23 protein-coding genes are annotated in these 22,781 nt (G+C 70.1%); 15 read left to right on the top strand and 8 right to left on the bottom strand.

Features of this window, described 5'->3' with window-relative positions; genetic code table 11:
• The first annotated feature begins 5 nt into the window (after positions 1-5).
• Both nuoB and AAFX79_06210 read left to right on the top strand, forming a co-directional pair.
• Complete coding sequence (nuoB, locus tag AAFX79_06205; protein MEO1008138.1) at positions 6-575, top strand: NADH-quinone oxidoreductase subunit NuoB; 570 nt, start codon at positions 6-8, stop codon at positions 573-575.
• A 28-nt stretch (positions 576-603) separates the two neighbouring features.
• Positions 604-2,427, top strand: a complete 1,824-nt coding sequence (locus AAFX79_06210) for a hypothetical protein (GenBank protein MEO1008139.1) — start codon at positions 604-606, stop codon at positions 2,425-2,427.
• Positions 2,428-2,493: 66 nt separating this feature from the next.
• On the opposite strand, the gene AAFX79_06215 is transcribed toward AAFX79_06210, so the two are convergent.
• Positions 2,494-2,631 (bottom strand): 50S ribosomal protein L34, encoded by a 138-nt coding sequence (locus AAFX79_06215; protein MEO1008140.1) that lies wholly within the window; start codon positions 2,629-2,631, stop codon positions 2,494-2,496.
• Positions 2,632-2,903: 272 nt separating this feature from the next.
• On the opposite strand from AAFX79_06215, the gene rnc reads away from it, so the two are divergent.
• Positions 2,904-3,650 carry a ribonuclease III gene (gene rnc / locus AAFX79_06220; GenBank protein MEO1008141.1) on the top strand — a complete coding sequence of 249 codons (747 nt, stop codon included), beginning with the start codon at positions 2,904-2,906 and terminating at the stop codon, positions 3,648-3,650.
• A gap of 16 nt (positions 3,651-3,666) precedes the next feature.
• Here rnc and AAFX79_06225 read toward each other — a convergent pair whose 3' ends face one another.
• The 4 genes from AAFX79_06225 to AAFX79_06240 all read right to left on the bottom strand — a co-directional run bounded on the left by AAFX79_06225 (position 3,667) and on the right by AAFX79_06240 (position 7,868).
• Positions 3,667-5,226: an endonuclease/exonuclease/phosphatase family protein gene (locus tag AAFX79_06225; protein MEO1008142.1), complete on the bottom strand. Its 1,560-nt coding sequence runs from the start codon at positions 5,224-5,226 to the stop codon at positions 3,667-3,669.
• 52 nt (positions 5,227-5,278) lie between these two features.
• Positions 5,279-6,082 (bottom strand): hypothetical protein, encoded by an 804-nt coding sequence (locus tag AAFX79_06230; GenBank protein ID MEO1008143.1) that lies wholly within the window; start codon positions 6,080-6,082, stop codon positions 5,279-5,281.
• A gap of 157 nt (positions 6,083-6,239) precedes the next feature.
• The gene (locus AAFX79_06235) at positions 6,240-6,719 is read right to left on the bottom strand and encodes a hypothetical protein (GenBank protein MEO1008144.1); all 480 of its coding nucleotides are present in this window, start codon (positions 6,717-6,719) and stop codon (positions 6,240-6,242) included.
• 6 nt (positions 6,720-6,725) lie between these two features.
• A complete protein-coding gene (locus AAFX79_06240) occupies positions 6,726-7,868 on the bottom strand; it encodes a class I fructose-bisphosphate aldolase (GenBank protein MEO1008145.1) in 1,143 nt (380 codons plus the stop codon).
• Between the two features lie 193 nt (positions 7,869-8,061).
• On the opposite strand from AAFX79_06240, the gene AAFX79_06245 reads away from it, so the two are divergent.
• From AAFX79_06245 to AAFX79_06260, 4 genes are all read left to right on the top strand, one after another.
• On the top strand, positions 8,062-8,445 hold the full coding sequence (locus AAFX79_06245) for a DUF2089 family protein (GenBank protein MEO1008146.1): 384 nt from the start codon (positions 8,062-8,064) through the stop codon (positions 8,443-8,445).
• 2 nt (positions 8,446-8,447) lie between these two features.
• A complete protein-coding gene (locus AAFX79_06250; GenBank protein MEO1008147.1) occupies positions 8,448-8,798 on the top strand; it encodes a hypothetical protein in 351 nt (116 codons plus the stop codon).
• Between the two features lie 13 nt (positions 8,799-8,811).
• Positions 8,812-10,437, top strand: a complete 1,626-nt coding sequence (locus AAFX79_06255) for a lyase family protein (GenBank protein MEO1008148.1) — start codon at positions 8,812-8,814, stop codon at positions 10,435-10,437.
• A 417-nt stretch (positions 10,438-10,854) separates the two neighbouring features.
• On the top strand, positions 10,855-11,421 hold the full coding sequence (locus AAFX79_06260) for a YHS domain-containing (seleno)protein (protein MEO1008149.1): 567 nt from the start codon (positions 10,855-10,857) through the stop codon (positions 11,419-11,421).
• A gap of 13 nt (positions 11,422-11,434) precedes the next feature.
• Here the strand turns inward: AAFX79_06260 and AAFX79_06265 are convergent, their stop codons facing one another.
• The gene (locus tag AAFX79_06265) at positions 11,435-11,815 is read right to left on the bottom strand and encodes a hypothetical protein (GenBank protein MEO1008150.1); all 381 of its coding nucleotides are present in this window, start codon (positions 11,813-11,815) and stop codon (positions 11,435-11,437) included.
• A gap of 141 nt (positions 11,816-11,956) precedes the next feature.
• On the opposite strand from AAFX79_06265, the gene AAFX79_06270 reads away from it, so the two are divergent.
• Positions 11,957-13,156, top strand: a complete 1,200-nt coding sequence (locus AAFX79_06270) for an acetyl-CoA C-acyltransferase (protein ID MEO1008151.1) — start codon at positions 11,957-11,959, stop codon at positions 13,154-13,156.
• Between the two features lie 443 nt (positions 13,157-13,599).
• On the top strand, positions 13,600-15,072 hold the full coding sequence (locus AAFX79_06275; protein ID MEO1008152.1) for a glycosyltransferase: 1,473 nt from the start codon (positions 13,600-13,602) through the stop codon (positions 15,070-15,072).
• Positions 15,073-15,103: 31 nt separating this feature from the next.
• Here AAFX79_06275 and AAFX79_06280 read toward each other — a convergent pair whose 3' ends face one another.
• Positions 15,104-17,011 carry a chitobiase/beta-hexosaminidase C-terminal domain-containing protein gene (locus AAFX79_06280; protein MEO1008153.1) on the bottom strand — a complete coding sequence of 636 codons (1,908 nt, stop codon included), beginning with the start codon at positions 17,009-17,011 and terminating at the stop codon, positions 15,104-15,106.
• A gap of 70 nt (positions 17,012-17,081) precedes the next feature.
• On the opposite strand from AAFX79_06280, the gene ispG reads away from it, so the two are divergent.
• The gene (gene ispG, locus AAFX79_06285; GenBank protein MEO1008154.1) at positions 17,082-18,386 is read left to right on the top strand and encodes a flavodoxin-dependent (E)-4-hydroxy-3-methylbut-2-enyl-diphosphate synthase; all 1,305 of its coding nucleotides are present in this window, start codon (positions 17,082-17,084) and stop codon (positions 18,384-18,386) included.
• A 4-nt stretch (positions 18,387-18,390) separates the two neighbouring features.
• Entirely contained in the window at positions 18,391-19,002 is a 612-nt protein-coding gene (locus tag AAFX79_06290) for a nitroreductase (protein MEO1008155.1), read from the top strand.
• Between the two features lie 36 nt (positions 19,003-19,038).
• Here AAFX79_06290 and AAFX79_06295 read toward each other — a convergent pair whose 3' ends face one another.
• Positions 19,039-19,833 carry an SDR family oxidoreductase gene (locus AAFX79_06295; protein MEO1008156.1) on the bottom strand — a complete coding sequence of 265 codons (795 nt, stop codon included), beginning with the start codon at positions 19,831-19,833 and terminating at the stop codon, positions 19,039-19,041.
• A 93-nt stretch (positions 19,834-19,926) separates the two neighbouring features.
• Between AAFX79_06295 and AAFX79_06300 the strand changes: the two genes are divergently transcribed.
• The 4 genes from AAFX79_06300 to AAFX79_06315 all read left to right on the top strand — a co-directional run bounded on the left by AAFX79_06300 (position 19,927) and on the right by AAFX79_06315 (position 22,774).
• Positions 19,927-20,883, top strand: coding sequence for a hypothetical protein (locus AAFX79_06300; GenBank protein MEO1008157.1), 957 nt, complete (start codon positions 19,927-19,929; stop codon positions 20,881-20,883).
• 64 nt (positions 20,884-20,947) lie between these two features.
• The gene (locus tag AAFX79_06305) at positions 20,948-21,454 is read left to right on the top strand and encodes a DUF2752 domain-containing protein (GenBank protein MEO1008158.1); all 507 of its coding nucleotides are present in this window, start codon (positions 20,948-20,950) and stop codon (positions 21,452-21,454) included.
• A complete protein-coding gene (locus tag AAFX79_06310; GenBank protein MEO1008159.1) occupies positions 21,451-22,128 on the top strand; it encodes a hypothetical protein in 678 nt (225 codons plus the stop codon). The genes AAFX79_06305 and AAFX79_06310 overlap by 4 nt, the downstream gene beginning before the upstream one ends.
• A gap of 7 nt (positions 22,129-22,135) precedes the next feature.
• The gene (locus tag AAFX79_06315) at positions 22,136-22,774 is read left to right on the top strand and encodes a hypothetical protein (protein ID MEO1008160.1); all 639 of its coding nucleotides are present in this window, start codon (positions 22,136-22,138) and stop codon (positions 22,772-22,774) included.
• Positions 22,775-22,781 lie beyond the last annotated feature (7 nt).

Raw genomic sequence — 22,781 nt, forward strand, 5'->3', positions numbered from 1 at the left:
CACCCATGGGCATCGAAGCCGCACTCCCAACCGACGCGATCCTGACCACGCAGCTCCAGCGGGTCATCAACTGGGCCCGCCGCAGCAGCATCTGGCCGATCCCATTCGCGACGGCGTGCTGCGGCATCGAGCTGATGGCGACGGCGTGCAGCCGCTACGACCTCGCCCGCTTCGGCATGGAGCGGATGAGCTTCAGCCCCCGCCAGAGCGACCTGGTGATCGTCGCGGGCCGCATCGGCATCAAGATGATGCCGGTGCTGCAGCGGATCTACCAGCAGGTCAGCGAGCCCAAGTGGGTCATCTCGATGGGCGCGTGCGCCTCGACGGGCGGCGTCTTCGACACCTACGCCACGGTGCAGGGCATCGACCAATTCGTGCCGGTGGACGTATACATCCCCGGCTGTCCGCCCCGGCCCGAGATGCTGCTGGAGGGCATCATGGCCATCCAGCGGATCATCGACAACGATGGCATCCCGCCCAAGGGGCCCGACGGCAAGCGCATCCCCCTGGGCGTCACCGTGCAGCCCACGCACGCACCCTCGCCGCAGCCCGTGGGCGTCCGCGTGGGCGTCTAAGCGCTCGAACGCGGCCAACACTGCACCCATGAAGCACGCACGCTCGAACGTCGGCGGCCTCCTCGCGGCCGTGCTCGTCCTGCTGGGCCTCGCCATCCCGGCCACCGCCCAGCAGCCGGCCCCCGGCGGAGACGCGGCGTCGCTCGTCGCCGCGGCCCTCGAGGACGCCATGGCGCAGCTCGAAGCCGACGTGGACGCCGCGGTGGCGGGCGCCGAGCGGGCTCGCACCATCGCCATCGCGTACGCGCCACCAGAGGGCTACGCCCTCATCGTCGAGGCCATCGAGGCCGAGGCCTTCGCGCAGCTCGCGGCCCGCAGCCCCGAGGCACTCCGCGGCACACTGCAGTCCATATGGAACGATCGGCCCGCGCTCGCGCGGGCCCTGGCCCGGGTCGCCGAGCCCACGGACGACGCCACCCGCACGGTGCTGCTGGCCGGCGAGATCGCAAAGAAGGACGCCGAACTGGTCGACCAATATGCCGAGCTGGCGGCCGCGATCTGCGTGGTGCACGACATGCCCCGCGTCTACCCCGGCGTCGGCCCCGTGCGGCCCGATCCCATCGGCATCTTCGATGCCTTCGTGTTCGCCGATCGGGAGCGGCGGGTGACCGACCTGCCCCTGGACGCGACGCCGGCCGAGATGCTCGTGCACGTCGTCGACACCAGCCTGACGCCCGAGATGCTCCGCGAGTTGGTGCTCGACCGCCGCGGCGGCGACGTGGCCGAGTTGTACGCCGACGTGCCCTACGTCCAGCCCGAGTTGCTCGGCGGCGAGGCCGCCCTGCCGCCCGAGCAGTACGCCCTCAACGCCATCCGTGATCGCGGCGGCGACGGCGCTATCCGCAGCTTCTACGCCGAACAGATCGGCCAGGCCTTCGGCGTCGCCGCCACGATCGCCACCGGCTACGGCGGCGATGAGCGCTTCCAGGCCCCCGCCTACATCACCGTGAACCGCGGGACCGCACGCTGGAGCTTCGACCTGCTGCCGGGCAACGCGGGCCAGCCCGTTGGTGCGTACGTCCACCCGTCGTCGGCGATCACCGTGCCACTGTCCGATCTCGAGGTCACCGCGAGCCTGGCGACCGCCGGCACGGCCGCCGCCGACCGGGCGTGGGCCCTGCTGCGGGCGGCCGAGCACCTGGCCTCGGGCACGACCGGGCCGCCGGCGGACGCGCGGGCGGTGATCGGCGCCGATCCGCTCCGCGAGGTCGGCACCCCCGCGGCCCTCGAGATGCTCCGGGCGAGCATCGCGGCCTGCGACGGGCTGCCCGGGGCCCACCGGCTGTTCCTGCGTCTGAGCCTGGAGCAGGCGGGTGGCGACGCACCGGGCTTCCGCCGCGTGGCCGGCGAGTTCCTCGATGCCGCCGAGCGCGGCGGCTATCTCTTCTTCGCCGTGGGCGAGGTGCTGGCAACCCTGGAGCGGGCCCCCGCGGCCATCAACCCCGCCGAGACCACCGAGTGGATCACCCAGCGAGTCCGCCGCAGCGAGACGCTTACGGCCCTGCTGCAGGTCCGCCTAGGTGACGGGGCGCTGGCCGCCGGGGAGGCCGAGCGGGCCGCCGAGATCTGGAACGCCACGCTGACACGGTACGTTGACGACACGCCGCTGGCCCTCGAGGCCTTCGACCGCCTGGATCGCTACTACGCCGACCGGGGCGAGGACGAGCAGCGGATGCAACTCTTCGCCCGCAGCCACCGCCGCATGCGGGCGCCGCGGACGGGCGACGAGGCCGCCGTGCGGGCGAGCGCGTTCTACCGCGTCGGGGAGCGCTACGAGGCGCTGCTCACGGAAGCCGGCCGCGATCGCGAGGCGGAACGGCTGCGCAGGAGCCTGGATCAGGCCATCCGATAATCGTGCGGGCTGGGGATCGCCCCGTGCGGCGCTCTCCAGAGGAACGTGGAGGCGCCCGGAGGGTGGCTATTTGCCCAGGCGGAGCGTGCGGCCCATGCGGCGACGCCGGTTGATCATCTTGCGGCCGCCCCGAGTCCGCATGCGGGCCCGGAAGCCGATCTTGCGGGCCCGGGAGATCTTGCTGAGGCGTCGTGGGTAGTGCATCGTTGTTCCCCGCAGGCCGCCCGATCGACGGAACGGCTGAAACCACCTGAACGAAGAGTGTAGGGCGGGTGAGATCGGGGGACGAGCGGGCTGTCGCCACAAGGCGTAACCCCTGACTAGAAATCGCTTTGATATCCGCCGATGTTCGAGTAGACTCCGCCTGATCGGTTCCCGCATCCCGCTGTCGTCGGGGGTCGGCCGCCGGATACCGGAACCTCGCGGTGCGTATAGGGTGCTCGCCACCAGGGTGGACGAGCCAGCCTGAGGTATTCATGCGCGATTCCGGCGAACTCTGCATCGAGCAATCCGAGCGTGCCATCGGCTATCGCTTCCGCGACACCAGCCTGCTCGTGCGGGCCCTGAGGCACGCCTCGGCCACCGACTCCCGGCTCGATTCCAACGAGCGGATGGAGTTCCTGGGCGACGCCGTGCTGGGGCTGATCGCCTCCGATCGCATCTTCACGCTCTTCCCGGACCTGCTGGAAGGCGAGATGACCAAGATCAAGTCCACCGCGGTCTCGCGGCGGACCTGCGCGGACATCGCCGACGAGATCGGCCTGATCGATCTGGTGTGCCTGGGCAAGGGCATGCGCAACGGCAGTCCGCTGCCGCGCTCACTGTCGGCGGCCGCCCTCGAGGCGATCATCGCCGCGGTCTACCTCGACGGTGGCCTCGACGCGGCGCGCAGCTTCTTGGTGCCGCTGCTCGATGAGCGAATCCGCCGCGCCGCGCGGCTCGGCCACCAGGAGAACTTCAAGTCGGTCCTGCAGCAGCACGTGCAGCAGCACATGGGCGCCACGCCGTGCTACCGCGTGCTCGAGGAACAAGGCCCCGACCACGCGAAGAACTTCAAGATCTGCGTCGAGATCGAGGGCCGGCGCTTCCTGGCCCAGTGGGGCCAATCCAAGAAGCGGGCCGAGCAGCTCGCGGCCCTCGAGGCGCTCCGCGAGATCGGCCTGATCGAGCGAACCGCCGACGGTGAGGTCCGCGTCGTCGAGCCCGACGCCGCCGAGGCCTAGCTCGCCCGAACCCGAGTCACCGCGCCGGCACGATGTCCAGCACGAGCGGCATGTGGTCGCTGGCGCGCGAATCGTCCGCATCGACGCCCAGCCGCGCCAGCGCCGCCTCGCCCAGCAGCGTGGTATCCAGCACGAAGGCGTTGGCCGCGCGCGCGGTGCTGTCGCTGTAGAGCATGAAGTCCAGCCGTCCGGGCGTGAAGGCGTTGCCCGCGTCGTACCAGGTGTGCATCGCCGCATCCCCCAGCACCATCGCGTCGGCGACGGCGAGGGCGCTGCCGTCGCCATCAAGGCCCACGGAGATGGCGTCGAGCGGCGGCCTGGAGCCCACCAGATTCAGGTCGCCGCCGAGCACCGTGGCCCACACCCCCGACGCCGGCTCGGCGCCCAGCGCCTCGTCCATCATGCGGGCGATGAGCTCGGCCTCGGCCATCCGCTGGCGATCCTCCGAGCTGTCCTTGGAGCCGCAGCACTTCAGGTGGGTGCTGCCCAGGGCAACGGGGCCGTTGGGCGTCTCGACGACGGCCCCCAGGAAGCGGAGCGCGCGGTCGGGCCGCATCGGGTTGGGTGTCGTGGGGTCGGTGATGGGCGTGAGCGGATGGGGCGCCGCGATCGCTACGCCCCAGGCCGGCCCCTTTATCACGTCCCAGGCGACTTCGTCGGACACGTGGGCGGTGAGCCACGCCTTGATGTCATTGGCGTCGCCCTCGGTCCACTCCTGGAGCAGGATGGCGTCGGGCCGCAGCACCGCCAGCAGCCGCGCGAAGGGCTCGGGGTTCTTTGCCGGCGAGGTGTGCTCGACGTTCCAGCTCAGCACGCGGACGCCGCTGGCCGGCCGCTCGGGCACGCGGACATCGACACCTGCTCGGGGCTGGGCGGACGGCGCATCGACCTCGAAGGGATCGGCCCAGGCCGCTACCTCCCCCGCCCGATCGAGCATCGCGACGACGCCCGCGACCCGGCCCCGGCTCGCGAGCCCCGGCGCGGCGAGGCCTAGCTCCTCGGCGGCGTGCCGCGCGATGCGGCCCTCGTACCACTCGGCGGCGTGCGACGGCGTGAATGAGAAGCCGAGCGCGTCGTGCGGCACCACGCGGGATTGGCCGTCCGGCCCGTGCACGCGGAACATGAGGCCCTGGCCCGTCCGCGGGGCGTCGGGGTCCCGCGGCGAGAAGACGATCTCGATGTCGGCTCCCAGCCCACCCTCGACGCGGGGTTTCTCGATCGCCCGTCCGGTCGACGGATCGCCGTCGGCGTCGATCCACATGGCCACCGGCGTCTCCATCGATTGGAGCGTGCGGGTGTCGCCCTCGAGCTTCATGCGGAAGTAGAGCCAGTGCTCATCGGCCACCACCGCAACGTCGTCCGGCCACTCGCCGATGTCGCCGTCCAGCGTGATCGACTGCGAGCCCGACCACTGCCGCAGGCCTACGACCTCCAGCGCTTCCGCGGCTGGAGCGGCTTCGGCGGCGGTGGACGCGGGCGTGGCGCTCGTGCCGCCGGACTCCGAGCAGCCCGCGGCGAGCGCGCACGAGAGGAGGAGGGCGGCGGCAACGGTCATCGGGTGGGGTGCGCGTGGCATCGCCAACGGTACCCCGCCCGAGTGCGGCGGCCAGCGCCGGCCCGCTGTGGTATCAGCTCGCGACGATCGCGATCGCGGCCACGAGCGTGCCGGCCATGCCCAGGCTCATCACGATGGTCAGGGCCATGAGCCAACGCTGGGCCCCCAGCAGCGCGCGGCCGAGCCGGGCGTCGCGATCGGCCTCGTGCCGCCGCATGGTCTCGATGGCCTGCGCGAGGCGGTCGTTGGTGCCCGAGACGGCCTTGATGGTCTGGCCGATGTCGAGCATGCTCTGGGCGAGCCGCTCCTCCCGCTCCGACGCGCGGTGGATGGCCTCCGAGATCGCATCGAGCCGCGCGCCGTGGTCGGCCAGGGCCCGCTCCATGCGGGCCTGGCCCGCACCCACGCTGTCCCGCAACTCGTCCATCGACGCGAGCACGCCGTCGACCCGCTGCTTGATCTCCGGCAGGGCGGCGGCCGACCCGCGGATGTTGTCGAGCACCGACATCGCCTTCTCGAAGCGGCTGTTCTGGGCGTCGACGTGGTTGCGGAGCTTGTGGATCAGGTCCACGACCTCGCCGATCTGCGGGCCGCTGGGCTCGAGGGCCGGCTTGGGGGCGACCGCGGGCGCCCCCTTGGTCGGCGTCGGCCGCCGGCTGGGCGACATGACCTCCACCGGGCGCTCGGGCGCGGTCGGCATCGCCGACGACGGCTTGCTCGGCGCCACCGCCACCGATCCGCTGGACGACACGGCACGGCGGGCGCTGGGCGACGGCTCGGCGCTGCCATTGCGGGCAACCCGCATGCCCGGCGTCGCCGTGGCGGCCGCGGGCTGCGCGGGCGTGAAGATTCGCATCAGCTTGCTAATCAGGCTCATCTGGACATCCCTCGGGTGCGCTCCCCGACGCGGCGAGCCGCGCTCCACGCGGTCGGCTCCTCGTGCGAGATCGCTAGCGTCGCAACTCTGGGTATCGGCGGGCCCGCGCGCGCATCACCACGTTTCCGCGGCGGCGCCCAACACGAACGTGCGCCCGCTACCGGGGCGCCACGGTCGTGTTCACGGTCGAGAACGCGATCCGCGGCTCTCCCTCGAAGGTGACCTGCACACGGCCCGCGAATGCGCCGGGCGTGAGCGCCCGCAGATCGAAGCGGATGGGCGTGGTCTGGCCCGCCGGCACGGGCGTGTCCATGCGGTAGACGCGGTACTGCAGCACCTGCTCGCTCGATTCCGGCGGGGGCTCGATTGAATCGGCGGAGAAGCCCTCGAGGTAGTCCGTCTCGATCTCGATGGTCTCGAGCACGCGGGTGGCCGGCCCGTCGTTGCGGATGCGGATCGTCAGCTCGAGCGGATCCCCCACCGCCGCGGCGGAGGGTGCTTCGGCGGCGACCTGGACGCCCTCGGGAGCCCACAGGATGCGGGGCCCCAGGAACCACACCGCCGCACCCCACGCCGCCAGCGACAGCACGGCGAGCGCCGCCGCGAGGACGAGGATGACCTGGATCGCTCGCTTCACGCAGCCTCAGGCGATGGTGATCGCGTCGTCGAGGTAGACGTCCTGGATGGCGTGCAGCAGCTCGACCCCGTCCTTCATGGGCCGCTGGAAGGCCTTGCGACCCGAGATCAGCCCCATGCCGCCCGCCCGCTTGTTGATGACCGCGGTGCGGACGGCGTCCTTCAGGTCGCTCTCGCCGCCGCTCGCACCGCCCGAGTTGATCAGCGGCACGCGGCCCATGTAGCAGTTGGCGACCTGGTAGCGCACGAGGTCGATCGGGTGGCCTCCGCGGCCCTGCTCGTCGCCGCCGGCGAGCTTGGTGTAGATCTCGTTCTTGAACTTGCCGTAGCTGCTGTCGCCGGTGTTGAGCGCAACGTAGCCACCGTTCTTGGTGGCCATCTTCTGCTTGACGATGTCGGCCTGGATCGTCGCGCCCAGGTGGTTGGCCTGGCCCGTCAGGTCGGCGCTGTCGTGGTAGTCCACCGTCTTGCCGTCGGGCCCCGTCGCCTTGAAGGCGTTGTTGCGGGTGTAGCACCACAGCACGGTGACCATGCCCAGCGCGTGCGCGTGGGCGAACATCTCGCTGACGTAGCCGATCTGCTCGCGGCTCTCCTCGCTGCCGAAGTAGATGGTCGCGCCCACCGCGATGGCGCCCATCTCGAAGCACTGCTGCACCGTGCCGTACAACGTCTGGTTGTGGATATTGGGGTAGGTCATCAGCTCGTTGTGGTTGAACTTGACCAGGAAGGGCACCTTGTGGGCGTATTGCCGTGCGACCGAGCCGAGCACGCCAAAGGTGCTGGCGACGGCGTTGCAGCCGCCGTCGAGCGCGAGCTGGCAGATGTTGGCCGGATCGAAGTACTCGGGGTTGGGCGCAAACGAGGCGCCCGCCGAGTGCTCCACGCCCTGGTCCACCGGCAGGATGCTCACGTAGCCCGTGCCGCCCAGCCGTCCGCTGTTGATCAGCGTCTGCATGTTGCGGACCACCGGCAGCGAGCGATCACTGGCGGCGAACACGCGATCCACGAAGTCCGGCCCGGGCAGCTGCATCGCGCTCGCCGGGAAGCCCGTGGCCGAGAAGCCCAGCAGGTCGTCGGCCTCCGATCCGAGGATGGACGCGATGTCGCGATCGGGTTCGGTTTGGGCAGCGGCGGCGGTCATCGTCGTCATGGGCGGGCTCCGGTCATCGTGGCGCGTGCGGCATTCTACGAGGCTCCCCGCGCACGGCCCCTCGCGCCCCGGCGAGGCAATCCGTCGCTCGGTGGACTCGCCGGCGGGGGCGTGGCATCAAATCTTGCAATATACTCAAATTGACTTGACTTTCTCTTAGATATACTCAATATTCTGCATCGTCAATTCAACTATGTCCAATTCGGCTGCCCCGGCGGATGCCGGAAGCCTCGCGGAACTGCCGCTGGGGCAGCTCTCGGCCGACGATCTGGCGCTCGTCACCGAGTTCGTGCTCTGCTCGGGCTCGCTCAAGGACCTGGCCAAGCGGTACGGCGTCAGCTATCCGACCATCCGCTCGCGGCTCGATGGCGTCATCGAGCGGCTGGGGCGGGCGGTCGAGGGGCGGCCCCGCGACCCGCTGGCCGAGACCCTGGCCGAGCTGGTGCAGCGGGGCGAGCTGTCGGCGACAGGCGCCCGGCGGGTGCTCGAGGCCGCCCGGGAGCGGGCCTCGATCAACGAAAACGCGAACGGACGGCCAAGCGGACAACCCAACAGACAACCACGACGGGAGGTGTGAGCATGTGGTTCGACGAGCAGACGGCGGGCATCGTGGGGGCGATCATCGGCGTGGTCCTCGGGGCCGGCTTCGGCGGGCTGGGCGGCGGCATCGGCGGGCCGCTGGCGGCCGCCGGCCGGGCCCGGACGCTCGTGCTGGGCGTCTTCGCGGCGGGCATCCTGATGGGGCTCGGGCTGGCGGCGACCGGACTGCTGGCGCTCGTGCTGGAGCAGCCCTGGCACGTGTGGTTCGTGTTCCTGATGCCCGGCATCACCTCGACGCTGATCTTCGGCATCCTGCTGCCCGTGATCCGCAAGCGGTACGACGAGGCCGACCAGCGACGGGTGGACGCGCAGGCGATCCGGACGGCGTAGCTATCGTCCCTTGATGGCAGACACCAACCCCGCCCACGCGAGCCCCAACGACACCTACACCAGCCCGCTCGCGTCCCGCAACGCGAGCCCCGAGATGCTGCGGATCTGGAGCCCCCGCCACAAGTTCGACACCTGGCGGCGGATCTGGCTCGCGGTGGCCGAAGCGCAGCGGGAGGTCACCAAGGACTGGGACGCGCCGCTGGTGTCCGAGGCGCAGGTCGAGGAGCTGCGCACCGTCGTCGAGCGGGGCATCACCGACGAGGAGATCGCCCGCGCCAGCGCCATCGAGCGCGACCTGCGGCACGACGTGATGGCGCACGTCCACTGCCTGGGCGAGCAGTGCCCGACCGCGAAGCCGATCATCCACCTGGGGTGTACGAGCCAGGATGTGGTGTGCAATGCGGACCTTGTGTGCATCATTCGGTCGCTTCGCCTGACCAGCCGGAAGATCCATGCCGTGCAAGTTGCCTTGGGCAGGCGTGCGGGCGAGACCAAGCACGTCGCAACGCTTGGCTTTACGCACTACCAGACGGCTCAGCCTGTCACGGTCGGGCGACGGCTTGCGCAGTATGCCTACGAGCTCGAGCTTGCCGATGAGCAGATCCGACGCTTCCGAGATGTGCAGACAGATCTTTCGCTGGATGCACGAGGCTTGCGGGGCGCGACAGGAACGGAGGCCTCGTTTCTGGCGCTCTTCGATGGAGATCACGAGAAGGTCGGCCTGCTCAACGCACTCTTTGTCGGATCGTTCAACACGTGGTTGGACGACGAGGTGGAGGCCATACCCGCCGGTGTTGCTGCGCAGCACCTTGAACTTGTTCAACGCAACATGAAGGAGTATCCCGGGGCGGCCGAGGACTTCCTGTTGATCGGAAGGCTGCGGATCACGGGACAGACCTACCCGCGCATCATCGATGCGCAGATCATTGCATCGCTTGCCTCCACCGCCGCCGTCCTCCACAAGATCGCTACCGACATCCGCCTGCTCAGCAACCGCAAGGAGATCGACGAGCCCTTCGGCGACAAGCAGATCGGCTCGTCGGCCATGCCCTACAAGCGCAACCCCATGAAGTGCGAGCGGATCTGCGGGCTGACGCGCTTCGTGATGAACCTGGTGGGCAACGCCTACGACACCGCCGCCACGCAGTGGCTGGAGCGGACGCTCGATGATTCGAGCAATCGCCGGTTGTCGCTGCCCGAGGCGTTTCTCGCTTTAGATGGCGCACTCGACCTCATGCACCAAGTCGCGTCGGGTCTGATCGTGCACGAGGCGATGGTCCGCAAGAACCTGATGGCCGAGCTGCCGTTCCTGGCCACCGAGAACATCCTGATGGAGGCCGTCAAGGCCGGCGGCGACCGCCAGGAGCTGCACGAGAGGATCCGCGTGCACGCGCAGGACGCCGGCATGCGGGTGAAGCAGGAGGGCCTGGACAACGACCTCATCGAGCGGCTCCGCGGCGACCCGGCCTTCGAAGCCGTGCACCACCTGCTGACCGAAGACGAACTCCTGGACCCGATGAAGTACGTCGGCCGCAGCGTGGAGCAGACCGAGCGGTTCCTCAGGGACGTGATCGAGCCGCTGCGAGAGCGGTACGGGGATGGGCTTGCGTCGCTCGGAGGGAGCGATCGGGGGGTGTAGCGTCGCTGGTCCGCGGCGCCGCGAAGGCCTGCCGGTCGGCCTGGATGAAGGGCACGCCGGGGATGTTGGGCCGGCAGCCGGTAAGGGCGGCGAGGGCCGCCACCATCGCGGCCGCGCCCGTGCGACGCAGGGCCTTCTTATTGAGCTCCATGCCACCTCCCCGAGAGCCCGCACCGCGATGCGGCTGTCGCTCTGCGGGACATCGGTCCGACGATCGCCGAAAGCTGAGCGATTGCTCCAACGGCCACTAGCGACCCAACGGGTTTTCCCGAAGTCTTGTGAAACGGGGTGGGCAGGGGGAACACCGTCGTCGCTTTGGAGGGTTGGCGTATCGTCTGAATCACACCTGGCCGCGGCGTCGCCGAGAAGCGCTGCCGGCGTCCGAGGCCGTCCGAGATCGATGGAAGGAGCTCCCCGATGACCAGCCGCACCCTCAAAGTTGCGCTCGCCTGCGCCGCGTTCGCCGTCGCCGGCACCGCCGCCCCCGCCGCCGCCCAGAACCAGCCCTCCCAGCCGGCGGCCCAGGCCGAGAAGAAGGAGCCCGTCCGGACCATCAGCGAATGGGATCTGCCCAAGCGGGGCGAGAAGCTCGCCATCGGCGGCTATGACCCGGTGGCCTACTTCCCCGAGGGCGGCGGCAAGGCCAAGAAGGGCAAGAAGAACTTCTCGCACACCTACAAGGGCGTGACCTACCGCTTCTCGAGCCAGAAGCACATGGACATGTTCAAGAAGGCCCCCGCACGCTACGAGCCCGCCCACGGCACGTGGTGCAGCTGGGCGATGGCCCACGGCGACAAGACCGAGAGCAACCCCAAGAGCTTCATCGTCAAGGACGACCGGCTGTTCCTCTTCTACGACGGATTCTGGGGCAACACCCGCAAGGACTGGCTCAAGGGCGACCACAAGAGCCTCGAGGCCCGGGCCGACCGCGAGTGGAAGTCCAAGAGCAAGGAAGACAAGCGGCAGATGAAGGTGCCGGCCTAGGGCCGCCCGCCCGCTAGAGCGAGGCCAGCGCCATCCATCCGAGCGCGACCACGATCGCGAAGATCACCAAGAACCCCGCAACCACTTTCCACCCCGGCACACGCCGGGGTGGCGTCGTTTGGGCCACCACCGCCCGGGCCGGCAGCGCATCGGGGAAGTCGTAGCGGGTGCCGCAACCCCCGCAGGCGCCGGCCCGCATCTCGGCCAGCGGCGTCTGGCAGTGCCGGCACCACAAGCCGCGTGCGGCCGCGAAGATCCGCAGCTGCTCGGCCCGGACCACGGGATCCGGCGACGACGGATACTCGGGGGCCAGCCCGCACTCGGGGCAGGTGGGCGCGGGCCCCGGCAGCCCGGCGAACGAGTACGCGCAGCGGGGGCATGCCGCGGGTGGCATGGTCGACTATACCGCCGGTGCGGGCGGCAGCCATGCGTCTGGGCGGCCGGCGGGCGCACCTCTAGAATGCCCGTCTGGCAGACGCACACCCCGCGACACGCCGGCGCACCCGCCCGCGTGCCCATTGAAAGGATCCGTCCCATGGCCACCCCCGTGATCGTCTCGGCCAAGCGCACGCCCATCGGCAAGTTCTTCGGCAGCCTCGCCGGCACGCCCGCCCCGATGCTGGGCAGCTACGCCATCAGGGCGGCCATGGACGCGGCGCCCGGACTGTCTGCCGACCAGGTCGACGAGTGCGTGATGGGCTGCGTGCTGCAGGCCGGCCTGGGCCAGAATCCCGCCCGCCAGGCGGGCCTCAAGGCCGGGCTACCCGACACGCTGAGCGCCAAGACGATCAACAAGGTCTGCGGCTCGGGCCTGGAGGCCGTCATGATGGCCGCCCAGTCGATCAAGGCCGGCGACAACCACGTCGTCGTCGCCGGCGGCATGGAGAACATGACCGCCGCCCCCCACTTCGCCGCCGTCCGCACGGGCATCAAGTACGGCTCGGGCGAGCTGACCGACGTGATGCAGCACGATGGCCTGCGGTGCGCCTTCGAGTGCTGGATGATGGGCGACGCGGCCGACCACATCGCCCGAAAGTACGGCATCAGCCGCGAGGAGCAGGACCGCTTCGCCGCCCAGAGCCACAACCGGGCCGAGAAGGCCACCAACGATGGTCTCTTCAACGATGAGATGGTCGCCCTTACCGGCGAGCAACTCGGCAACAGGAAGGTCCCCGGCCCCGAGGGCGGCTGCAGCGCCGACGAGGGCATCCGCCCGGGCTCGAGCGCCGAGACGCTCGCCAAGCTGCGTCCTGCCTTCGACCGCGAGAATGGCACCGTCACCGCGGGCAACGCCAGCCAGATCAACGACGGCGCGGCGGCGGCCATCGTGATGAGCGAAGAGAAGGCCAGCTCGCTCGGCGTCCAGCCGATGGCGAAGATCATCGCCTACGCCACCAGCGGCGTGGCGCCCAAGGACATCTTCGCAGCCCCCATCACCGGCATCAAGGGCGCGCTCGACAAGGCCGGCCTGGGCATCGGCGATATCGACCTGTACGAGATCAACGAGGCGTTCGCCGCCCAGCTGCTGTGCAACATCAAGGAGCTGGGCATCCCGGAGGACAAGGTCAACATCGCCGGCGGCGGCATCGCGCTGGGGCACCCCATCGGCGCCAGCGGCACCCGCGTGCTGACCACCCTGCTGCACCAGATGAAGCGCGTCGGCGCCAAGCGCGGCCTGGCCGGCCTGTGCCTGGGCGGGGGGAACAGCGTGGCGATGGTGGTCGAAGCGGCTTAGCACATGCGAGAAATCTGGCGAGCGGCTGTCGTTCTGGTTTGCCTTCTCGGGCTTGCGGGCTGTGACTCTTTCGTCAAGCCCTACGACGTGCGTCTGGCCGGATACCTCCGGGGCCTGAACGACGGCTGGTTTGTACTGCGGGACGAGTGGAAGCAGCCACACCAGCTCCGCGACTTCACCCATGGCGAGATTCCTGCGACCAGCATGTCCGAGTACGCGTTGGCAGACTACCGCGTATATGTGCGGAAAGAAGCTGCCGATGATGCTCCCGAAGACACGGTGACGGTGGTAGCGCAGCCACTCGTAGAAGGCCGCGAGCTGCACACCTGCGTCCTCGGTGGGTGGGTCTATTACGGTGATAGAGCGAGAGACGTGCTCCCCTCCGACTTTCCAGCCGCGTTTTGCCTAGTTGGCCCATAAGCAGCCCGATCGCCAGCAAAGCCATGCCCACCGGCGACCCCCGCACACTCTCCGTCCTCATGCCCGTGCACAACGAGGCGCGGACGCTGCGGACCATCGTGCGTCGGGTGCTGTGCTCGCCGGTCGATGAGCTTGGACTCGAAATCCAGCTCCTCGCCGTCGATGACGGCAGCACGGACAACTCGCTGGCGATTCTGCGGGAGCTGGCCGAGGCCGACGAGCGGATCACCGTGCTCGGCCAGCCGCGGAACATGGGCAAGGGGACGGCCGTCCGTGCGGCGATCGCGGAGGCCTCGGGCGACATCGCCATCATCCAGGACAGCGATCTGGAGTACGACCCGGCGGAGTACCCCCGCGTGCTGGCGCCGATCCTGGAGGGCCGCGCCGACGCGGTGTTCGGCTCGCGGTTCGCTGCTTCGGGCCAGAGGAGGGTGCTGCACTACTGGCACAGCCAGGCCAACCGCTGGCTCACGCGGATCTGCAACGCGCTCAACGACATCGACCTGACCGACATGGAGACCTGCTACAAGGCCGTGCGGATGGATGTGCTCAAGCAACTGCCACTCAAGTCCACCCGCTTCGGCATCGAGCCGGAGATCACTACGCGGCTGGCCCAGTGGAACGCGCGCATCTACGAGGTGCCCATCAGCTACCACGCGCGCAGCTACGCCGAGGGCAAGTCGATCGGCTGGTGGGACGCGGTCAAGGCGCTCGCGCTGCTGGTGCGGTTCCGCTTCCTGGATACACGCTTCAGCACGCACGAGGGCTACTACCTGCTCGAGGGCGTCCGCCGCGCGCGCAAGTACAACCGATGGACGCTGGACCAGATCGAGCCGTTCATCGGCCAACGCGTGCTGGAGGCGGGCTGCGGCATCGGCAACTTCACCGAACAACTGCTGACGCGCGAACGGCTGGTCTGCGCCGACGACGACGCGCTCTTCGCCGACGTCACGAGGCGCCGCTTCGAGCACCTCGACAGCGTGCGGGTCGAGAGGCTCGATCTGGGCACGCCGTCCTCGTACGCGATCCTCGGCGGCGAGAGCCTCGACACCATCATCGCGATGAATGTGCTCGAGCACGCCCAGGACGACGCCGCCATCGTGCGCGCCTTCCACGACCTGCTGCCGCCGGGCGGGCGGCTGATCGTGCTCGCGCCCGCGCACCCCTCGTTGGCATCGAAGATGGACGACGCGCTGGGTCACGTCCGCCGCTACCCGCCCGACGACCTGCGCGACCTGCTGGCGCGCGGGGGATTCGAGGTCGAGTCCGCGCGGCGGTTCAACAAGCTGGGCGGACTGGGCTGGTGGGTGTGGGGCCGCCTCGGCCGCTCGCGCCTCTCGCCCAAGTCGGTCCGGCTGTTCGATCACCTGATCACCATTGCGAAGCTGGTGGAGCGCGTGCCCGGGCTGCCGAGCCTGAGCGTCATCGCCATCGGCCGCAAGCCTGTGTCCGCCGCCGAAGCACGACCCGGGCCCGGCGCAACCGTCGGGGCGTAGCCCGCGGGCGTGCCGCCGTCCCCCCGTTGCGCTAGCGCCGGAACGCGGACGCCGGCACGGGGGTGGATGCCTCGCCGCCTGGCGACCGCCAGCGCAGGTCGAGCGACGGCTCGCTGCCCGCCGACACGAAGTCGAGCCGAATCCGATGGCGGCCCGCCCGCAGCGGCATCATGCCCGATCGTGGCCCGGCACGCAGATCGACATCCTCGAGGAGGGGGCGGGCCGCGATGCTCAGCGATGCGCGCCCGCGGCCGGCGATCTCGAAGACCCACACGCCGGGCTCGGCCACCTCGATGAAGCCGTGGAAGACCACGCCCCAGCCCGTGTCCTGTGCGCCGGCCGACGCGAGGTCGATGCGATCGACGAATCCGCGCCCGGCCCGGGCGTCGGCGGCTAGATCGCCGACGCGATCGAAGGCGCCCTCGAAGGTGGTGTAGCGCAGGCCCGGCTCGACGCGGAGCGCCCGGCCCGTGGGCGGCACCGGGGTCGCATCGCGATACCGCGCCTCCGCGAGGTCGCCCGGCGGATTGCCATCCACGAACACGCGGGCCCGGACCGTGACGCCGGCATCGACGCGGACGGGACCTGCGTAGATCGTCGAAGATTCGTCGGGCTCGGAGCCATCGAGCGTGTAGCGGATGGCACCACCCTCGACGCGGCTCCGCAGCGTCACCTCTACCGAACCCAGCACGGTTGCCGGGTCCGGTTCGATCACCGGCGGGGGCGGAGGCACGGCCGCCGCGAATCGCTCGGCGTTCGAGGGTCCGGCCGGCTTCTCGATCGTGTGCATGTCGAGCAGCCGGCCACCACCGTCGAGCAGATCAAGCCGGAGCGTGCGTTCCGCCGCGTGCAGCATCGCGAAGTGCGGCCTGGTCCGCACGGCCGCGGCGTGCGCGCCCTGCGGGCCATCGCCATCCTCGCATCCGTCGCCCAAACGCACGTAGACCGTGCCGCGTTCGGCGGCCGATCCCTCTCGGACGGGCTTCGAACGCTCGTAGGAGCTTCCATCGCCCGAGACCACGAGGTCGACGCCGTAGCGGTCGCACAGCCCGAGGAGGCGATCGTCGTCTCTCGTCCTGACGCCACCGACCAGCGGCGAGCGGTGCCGGACGACGATGTTCCAGACCGCTGGCGAGCCCGCGAGTTGATACTCGAATCGCCTTCGCTGCGCGTCGCCGGCAAGTCCGTGGGCGTCGATCACGAAGATTCGTGCGTTGCCCAGGTCGACGGTCGCCAGCCGATCGCTGGCGGTGCGGAGCATCGATCGGTGTGCGGAGTCGCCCTCGGCGAGCGCCGCCACGATCGGCACCCGCGCCAGGAACGCACGCGCGGGATCGAAGAATCCTCGCCGAAGTCCAGCGGCATCCGCGCCGTAGCTCGTCAACCCTCCGGCGTGGACCGCGAGGTCGGGCCGCTGCTCGAGTGCCGCGGCCGCGTGCCCCTCCCAGGCGTCCGCACGCCCGCCGAAGACGGCCACGGCGGTCGGTGAGCCGGGCGGCGGCATGGTGCGGAGCGTCTGCGGTTCACCCTCGAAGGTCTCGCCATCGGCGGCTGCGCCCGAGACTCGATACCGGTACGTTGCCCCCGGCCGCAGCCCCCGCAGCCGCACGCGATGGAGGGTCCGGAGGCCCTCCTCCTCTTCACGCAGATCGACGTCGGCGTTCGAGCCGTCCGACGGCGCGATCCCAAACTCGACGACGGATGTCGCGGGCCGGGCCGTCTCCCACGCGATCGTGATTGCGTCGCCATCCCCATCGAGCAGGTACGGATGCACCACGAGCGGATCGGGGTGCTGCGGCGACGCCTCCTGGATTGACCACGAAGCTCGCGCGTGGACTCCCGCACCGGCCTGGGGAACGACCCAGCACGCCGCGATCGCAAGGCCGACCGCCGCCCGCATCGCCCGCCTGCCCCACGCTCCGTTCGCCCTCTCGTCCATCGTCCGAAAAGCTAGCCGCCGCGCACGGGGCGAGCGACCCCGATCCCCGCGGGCCACGTACGATTGGCCGATGCAGCCGAGACGCCCTACCCGCCCGATCTACGTTGGCAACGAGAGGACCGGCATCGTCCAGGTGGGCGGCGGGCTTCCGGATTCGGCCGGCCGGGCGACGTCGGCCGCGCCCGTCAGCGTCCAGACGATGACCTCGGGCTACACGCACGACATCGATGGATGCGTGGCGGAGATCCACAAGCTGCACGCGGCCGGGGCGGACGTGGTCCGTGTGGCCGTGCCCGAGAAGAAGGACACGATCGTCCTGCCCGAGATCCTGGCGCAGACGAGCGTGCCGATCGTCGCCGACGTGCACTTCCACTTCAAGCGTGCGCTCGAGGCCGTCGAGGCCGGCGTCCACAAGATCCGGCTGAACCCCGGCAACATCAGCGACCGCGCGCAGGTCATCGAGGTCATCCAGGCGTGCAAGCAGGCCGGCCTGCCCATCCGCGTGGGCGTCAATGAGGGCTCGATCATCGAGCGGAAGGACAAGCAGAAGCGGGCCAAGGAGCTGGGCGCCTTCTTCAGCGACCACAAGCACGGCTACATGCTCGCGATCATGATCGCCAAGCTCGAGGAATACCTCGATATCTTCTACGAGCAGGACTTCTACGACATCGCCATCAGCGCCAAGTCGATGGACGCCACCATGGTGATCGACGCGTACACCGAGATCGCTCACCGCTTCGACCATCCGCTGCATCTGGGCGTCACCCACGCCGGCCCGAAGGAGACCGGGTGCATCCGCTCGGTCGTCGCGTTGGGCAGCCTGCTGGCCCACGGCGTCGGCGACACCATCCGCATCAGCTACGCTAACGATCCGATCTACGAGGTCGAGGACGGCCTGGAGCTGCTGTACTCGCTCGGCCTCCGCGAGCGGAAGGGCGCCGAGCTCATCGCCTGCCCCACCTGCGGCCGCATCCAGGTCGACCTGTTCACGCTGGTGCAGGACGTGCGGGCCAAGCTCGCCAGTGAGATCGATGTGCCCATGAAGGTTGCGGTGATGGGCTGCGTGGTGAACGGGCCGGGCGAGGCCGAGGGCGCCGACGTCGCCGTGTTCGCCGGCAACAAGCGGGGCATCATCTACGTGCAGGGCGAGAAGGTCGCCAACGTGCCCGAGGACGACATCCTCGACCGCCTGCTGGCCGAATGCCTCGACTTCCAGGCCCGCGTGCGGGCCGGCGTGGCGACGCTGGGCGAGAAGAAGGTCGACATCGTCCCGCCGGATCCGCTCGGCGAGCTGGGCAGCGGCTGGGAGAAGATGGCGGCCGAGCGGATCCAGTCGTCCGCCCGCGGGGCATCGCTCACGATCGGGGAGTCCTAGCGGCATGGCCATCGCCAGCGGCAACACCCCCGCCACCATGCCGGCGATCGAGACGCGGCCGGTGCTCGAGTACCTTCGCACGCGACGGTCGCCGAAGCTGAAGCTATTGGCCGGCCCGGCGCCTAACGACGACCGGCTCGCGCAGATGCTGGAGATCGCGTCCCGAGTGCCCGATCACGGCCGGCTTGTGCCGTGGCGGTTCGTCATCATCCGCGGGCAGCGCCGCGACGACCTCAACCGCGTCATCGGCGACTGCTTCGAGGCCGATCACCCCGATGCGCCCGAGGAGCAGCGGAGCGAGGCCAGGCGGCGGATGTCGTACGCCCCGCTCGTCGTTGCGGTTGTCTACAGCCCCGCGGAGCACCCCAAGATCCCCGCGTGGGAGCAGATGCTCGCCACCGGTGCGGTCTGCATGAACCTGCTGCACGCCGCGCGGGCCCTCGGATTCGCGGGCCTCTGGCTCACCGAGTGGTACGCCTTCGACCGCCGCGTGCTCGCCGAGCTGAGCGTGGCCGAGCACGAGCAGCTCGCCGGCTTCATCCACATTGGGCGGAATGACGAGCCGCGGGAAGACCGTGCTCGGCCCGACGTAGCGGCGATTACGACCGACTACTAGAACGAACCCACGTCCCGACGGCCTGCATCGTTCGGGTCACTTCTGCGGCTGCGCCGTGGTCCCCGCGGTCAAGCCACCGTCGATCGCGAAGGCCGCCCCGGTGGCATAGCTCGACTCATCTCTTAGCAGGTAGACGACCATCGCGGCCACGTCGGCCGGCGCGCCCATCCGCTTGAGTGGCACCTCGGCGGCAATGTCGGCGATGGCGGCATCCCTGTCGGCGACGCCCGCGAGCAAGGCATCCCATATCGGAGTCAGGATCGCGCCGGGCAGCACCGCGTTGCAGCGGATTGGCAGGCCCCGCTCGGCGCAGTAGAGCGCAACCGAGCGAGTGTGGTTGAGCACGGCCGCCTTGCTCGAGGCGTAGGGCGCCGCGCCGCCGACACCGACCGTCGCGTTCCGCGAGGCGATATTGACGATCGAGCCGCCGGCCGCCCGCATCGCGCCGATGGCGTGCCGGCAGCCCAGGAACACGCCGTCGAGGTTGGTCGCATGCACGGCCCGCCAGTCGGCCAGCGCGCAGTGCTCGGGGTCCTGCGGGCCCAGCCCCTCGTTGAAGCCGCTGACGCCGGCGTTGTTGACCAGGCCGGTGACGGCGATGCCGCGGGCGGCAGCGTCCGCGAACGCATCCCGCCAGTCGTCCTCCGACCGGACGTCGAGCCGGCAGTAGGCCGCGCCCATCTCGGCAGCGGCGGCCTCGCCCTCGTCGTCGCGGATGTCGGTGAGCAGCACGCGGCCGCCCTCCCGCGCGCACGCCGCCGCGATGGCCCGGCCGATGCCCCGGGCGGCTCCGGTGACCACGATCCCGTGTCCTGCGAGTCTGTCGCCCATAATCCATCCGATATCGGCCCGAAGGGCCCGTGATTGCCCCCGGGACCGACGGCTTGTTGGAAGCCGACGCGCCACAAACCAATAAGTATGTTAATGAAGACTAACACCCAGGCTGGACCAGCCGACGTCGAGCAGGCCGACGCCCGCCACACCGACGCCAAGACCACCGACGCCGGCGACGCGCCGTCGACGACGACGCGCTCCCGCGGCAGGCGGTGGTGGCGGCGGATCCGCAACGCGGCGGTCGTGATCGCGGGCGCGTCCATGCTCGTGCTCGTGGCGTCGTGCATCCACATCGACCACCACAACCCGGACTATCCGGCCACCAACGCCGAGGTCCGCGAGGCACTCCGCGAGATGAAGGCCGACCCGATCGGCCACGAGCGCCCCATCGTGGTGCTCAGTGGCTATCGCTCGCCGGGCGCCGCCGGCTCGATGCTGGCCGATCGCATCCGCGAGCTGACCGGGGCCGACAAGGACCAACTGCTGGCCATCAGCTTCCCGATGGCCGACGACATCCCGCCGATCGCCGACGACGTCGCGAGCCAGGTGGCCGAGCGGTTCGGATCGGACGTCGACCCCGAGACGGGCCGAGCGCGGACCACGGAGGTCGACGTCATCGCGATCTCGATGGGTGGGCTGGTGGCGCGGACGGCCGCCGCCGACGCCAGCGCCGTGGGCCGCGCCAACGACATGGAGCTTCGGATCGGCACGCTGTACACGTTCGGCACGCCGCACCGCGGTGCGACGCTCGCCAAGAGGATCCACCTCGATGCGGCCGCGAAGCAGATGATCCCGGGCTCGGAGTTCATCCAGACGCTCAACGCCCAGCCCCGGGGCTACGAGATCGTGCCCTACGCCGTCCTCCGCGATGCCTGGGTGGGCGCAACCAACTCGGCCCCGCCCGACCAGGAGCCCATCTGGGTGCCGGGGCGGCTGCTGCTGAGCCACCACCTGATCACGCTGGAGGACCGCATCGTCGCGGATCTCGCGAGACGGATGCGGGGCGAGCCGCCGCTGGGCCGGCCCTCCAAGCCGCCCCGCAATTGATGCGGCCGCCCGGCACCGCCGCCCACCCCGGGATCCGCCGGCCGTCAACCCCGTACGATGCTGCGTGCTAGAGGATCATGACGCAAGCACGTCGCTCACGGCCGCGCGGCCGTATGCCGCGCCCTCCGAGGCACCGGGTCGCCCGCGGCTTGCCGGGGCGGCCGTCGCGCTGCCCAGTGGCGGTCTGCTGGCCGTGGGCGCGGCGCTGACGCCCTCGGAGGCCGGCCACGGCACGCACACCCAGATGGGCCTCCCGCCCTGCCAGTGGGTCACGGCCTTCAACAAGCCGTGCCCGACCTGTGGCATGACGACGGCCGTCACGCGGGCGGCCAACGGCGACCTCGGCGGGTCCTTCCTGGCCCAACCCGCGGGCATGGGCCTCGCGCTGGTTGCGGCCGTCGTGTTCTGGTGCGGCCTCCACGGGATGGCCACGGGCGCCGCCACGGTGTCGGTGGCGGCGAAGGCCTGGAGCCCCAGGCTGCTGTGGGTCGCCGGCGCAGTGCTGCTGGCCGCGTGGCTCTTCAAGCTGGCCACCTTCGATGGGTCGGGCCTGGGGGGGGGTGGATCGTGAGCCGAAACGCGTGCGCGTGCCGCTTCGTGCTGCTTGTGCTGCTGCTCGCCCAAGCGGGATCCCTGGCGGGGTGCAACATCTTCGGCTTCTTCGGCGTGCTCGAGCAGGAACGCCGCCGCCAGAGCACACGCAAGGTCGAGGCCGAGTACCGGGGGCTGGAGGGCCAGAAGGTCGCGGTTATCGTCGATGCCGACCGCGAGCTGGCGATGACCTACCCAAGCATCGACGAGGTGGTGCACGCCAACATCACCGAGCGGCTGCGAGCCAACGTCCCGGGCATCGAGATCATGTCGACCAACGAGATCGAGCGGATCATGTTCAACGAGCCGGCGCTGCTGGGCCGCACGTATGACGAGATCGCCGAGCGGCTCGAGGTCGACCGGCTCGTGGTCATCCAGCTCGAGGAGTTCCAGCTCTTCGAGCCCGGCAACGAGTACGTGTGGGACGGCCGCGTGTCGGGCGTCGTGCTCGTAATCGAAGCCGACTCGTTCATCGAGGAGGACGTCCGCCTCGAGGAGTTCGTCACGGTGGGCTTCCCGGACCTGCCCAACGTCACGCGGGACGAGCTGCCCGGCTCCACGATGGCCGATCAGCTCGTCCGGCGATTCTCGAACCGCTCGGCATGGTTCTTCTACGACCATCGCGAGCGGTACGAGGAGTTCCAGGAGTACTAGCGTGCGCATGGTGGCAAGCTTGGCGTTGGTGATCGCGGCCGGCGTGCTAGCCGGCTGCAACATCGTGGCCCCCGCGGTGCTGCTCGTGCAGGGGCCGCCCAAGGTGCCCCGCGAGTTCACGCTCGATCGCGGCCGCGTGACGGCCATCATGCTGGACGATCCCGACAGCATCGTGCCCTCGATGGCCTACCGCCGCGAGCTGCTCGCCACCGCACAGCGGCAGCTGGCTTCGCGGGCCAAGGTCAAGGACGTCGTCGACTCCCGCGAGGTCATGGCCACCCTGCAGCGGGACAGCGCCGAGCAGTCGATGTCCATCGTCGGCATCGGCCGGGCGATCGGCGCCGAGCAGATCATCTGGGTCCGCGTCGAGCGCTTCCGCCTGGCGGCCGACACCGGCGAGTTGCGGCCCAACTCCCGGCTCCGCGTCAAGGTCATCGACGTGGCCAACAACGAGCGGCTGTGGCCCGAGCCGGATTCCTCCGGCCACGTCCTCGACGTCACCATGCCGGTCCGCCCGGACTTCGTGCCCAGCAGCGGCCACGAGCAGCGACAGGCGCTCGACGATCTCGCGGCCTACTCGGGCCGCGCCGTCAGCGAGCTGTTCTACAACGAAGAGCGGGTCCTCAGCGCCCGCGCGGGCAACTGAGCCCCGG

This window comes from Planctomycetota bacterium, assembly GCA_039819165.1.
In the GTDB taxonomy this organism is placed as follows: domain Bacteria; phylum Planctomycetota; class Phycisphaerae; order Phycisphaerales; family UBA1924; genus JAHCJI01.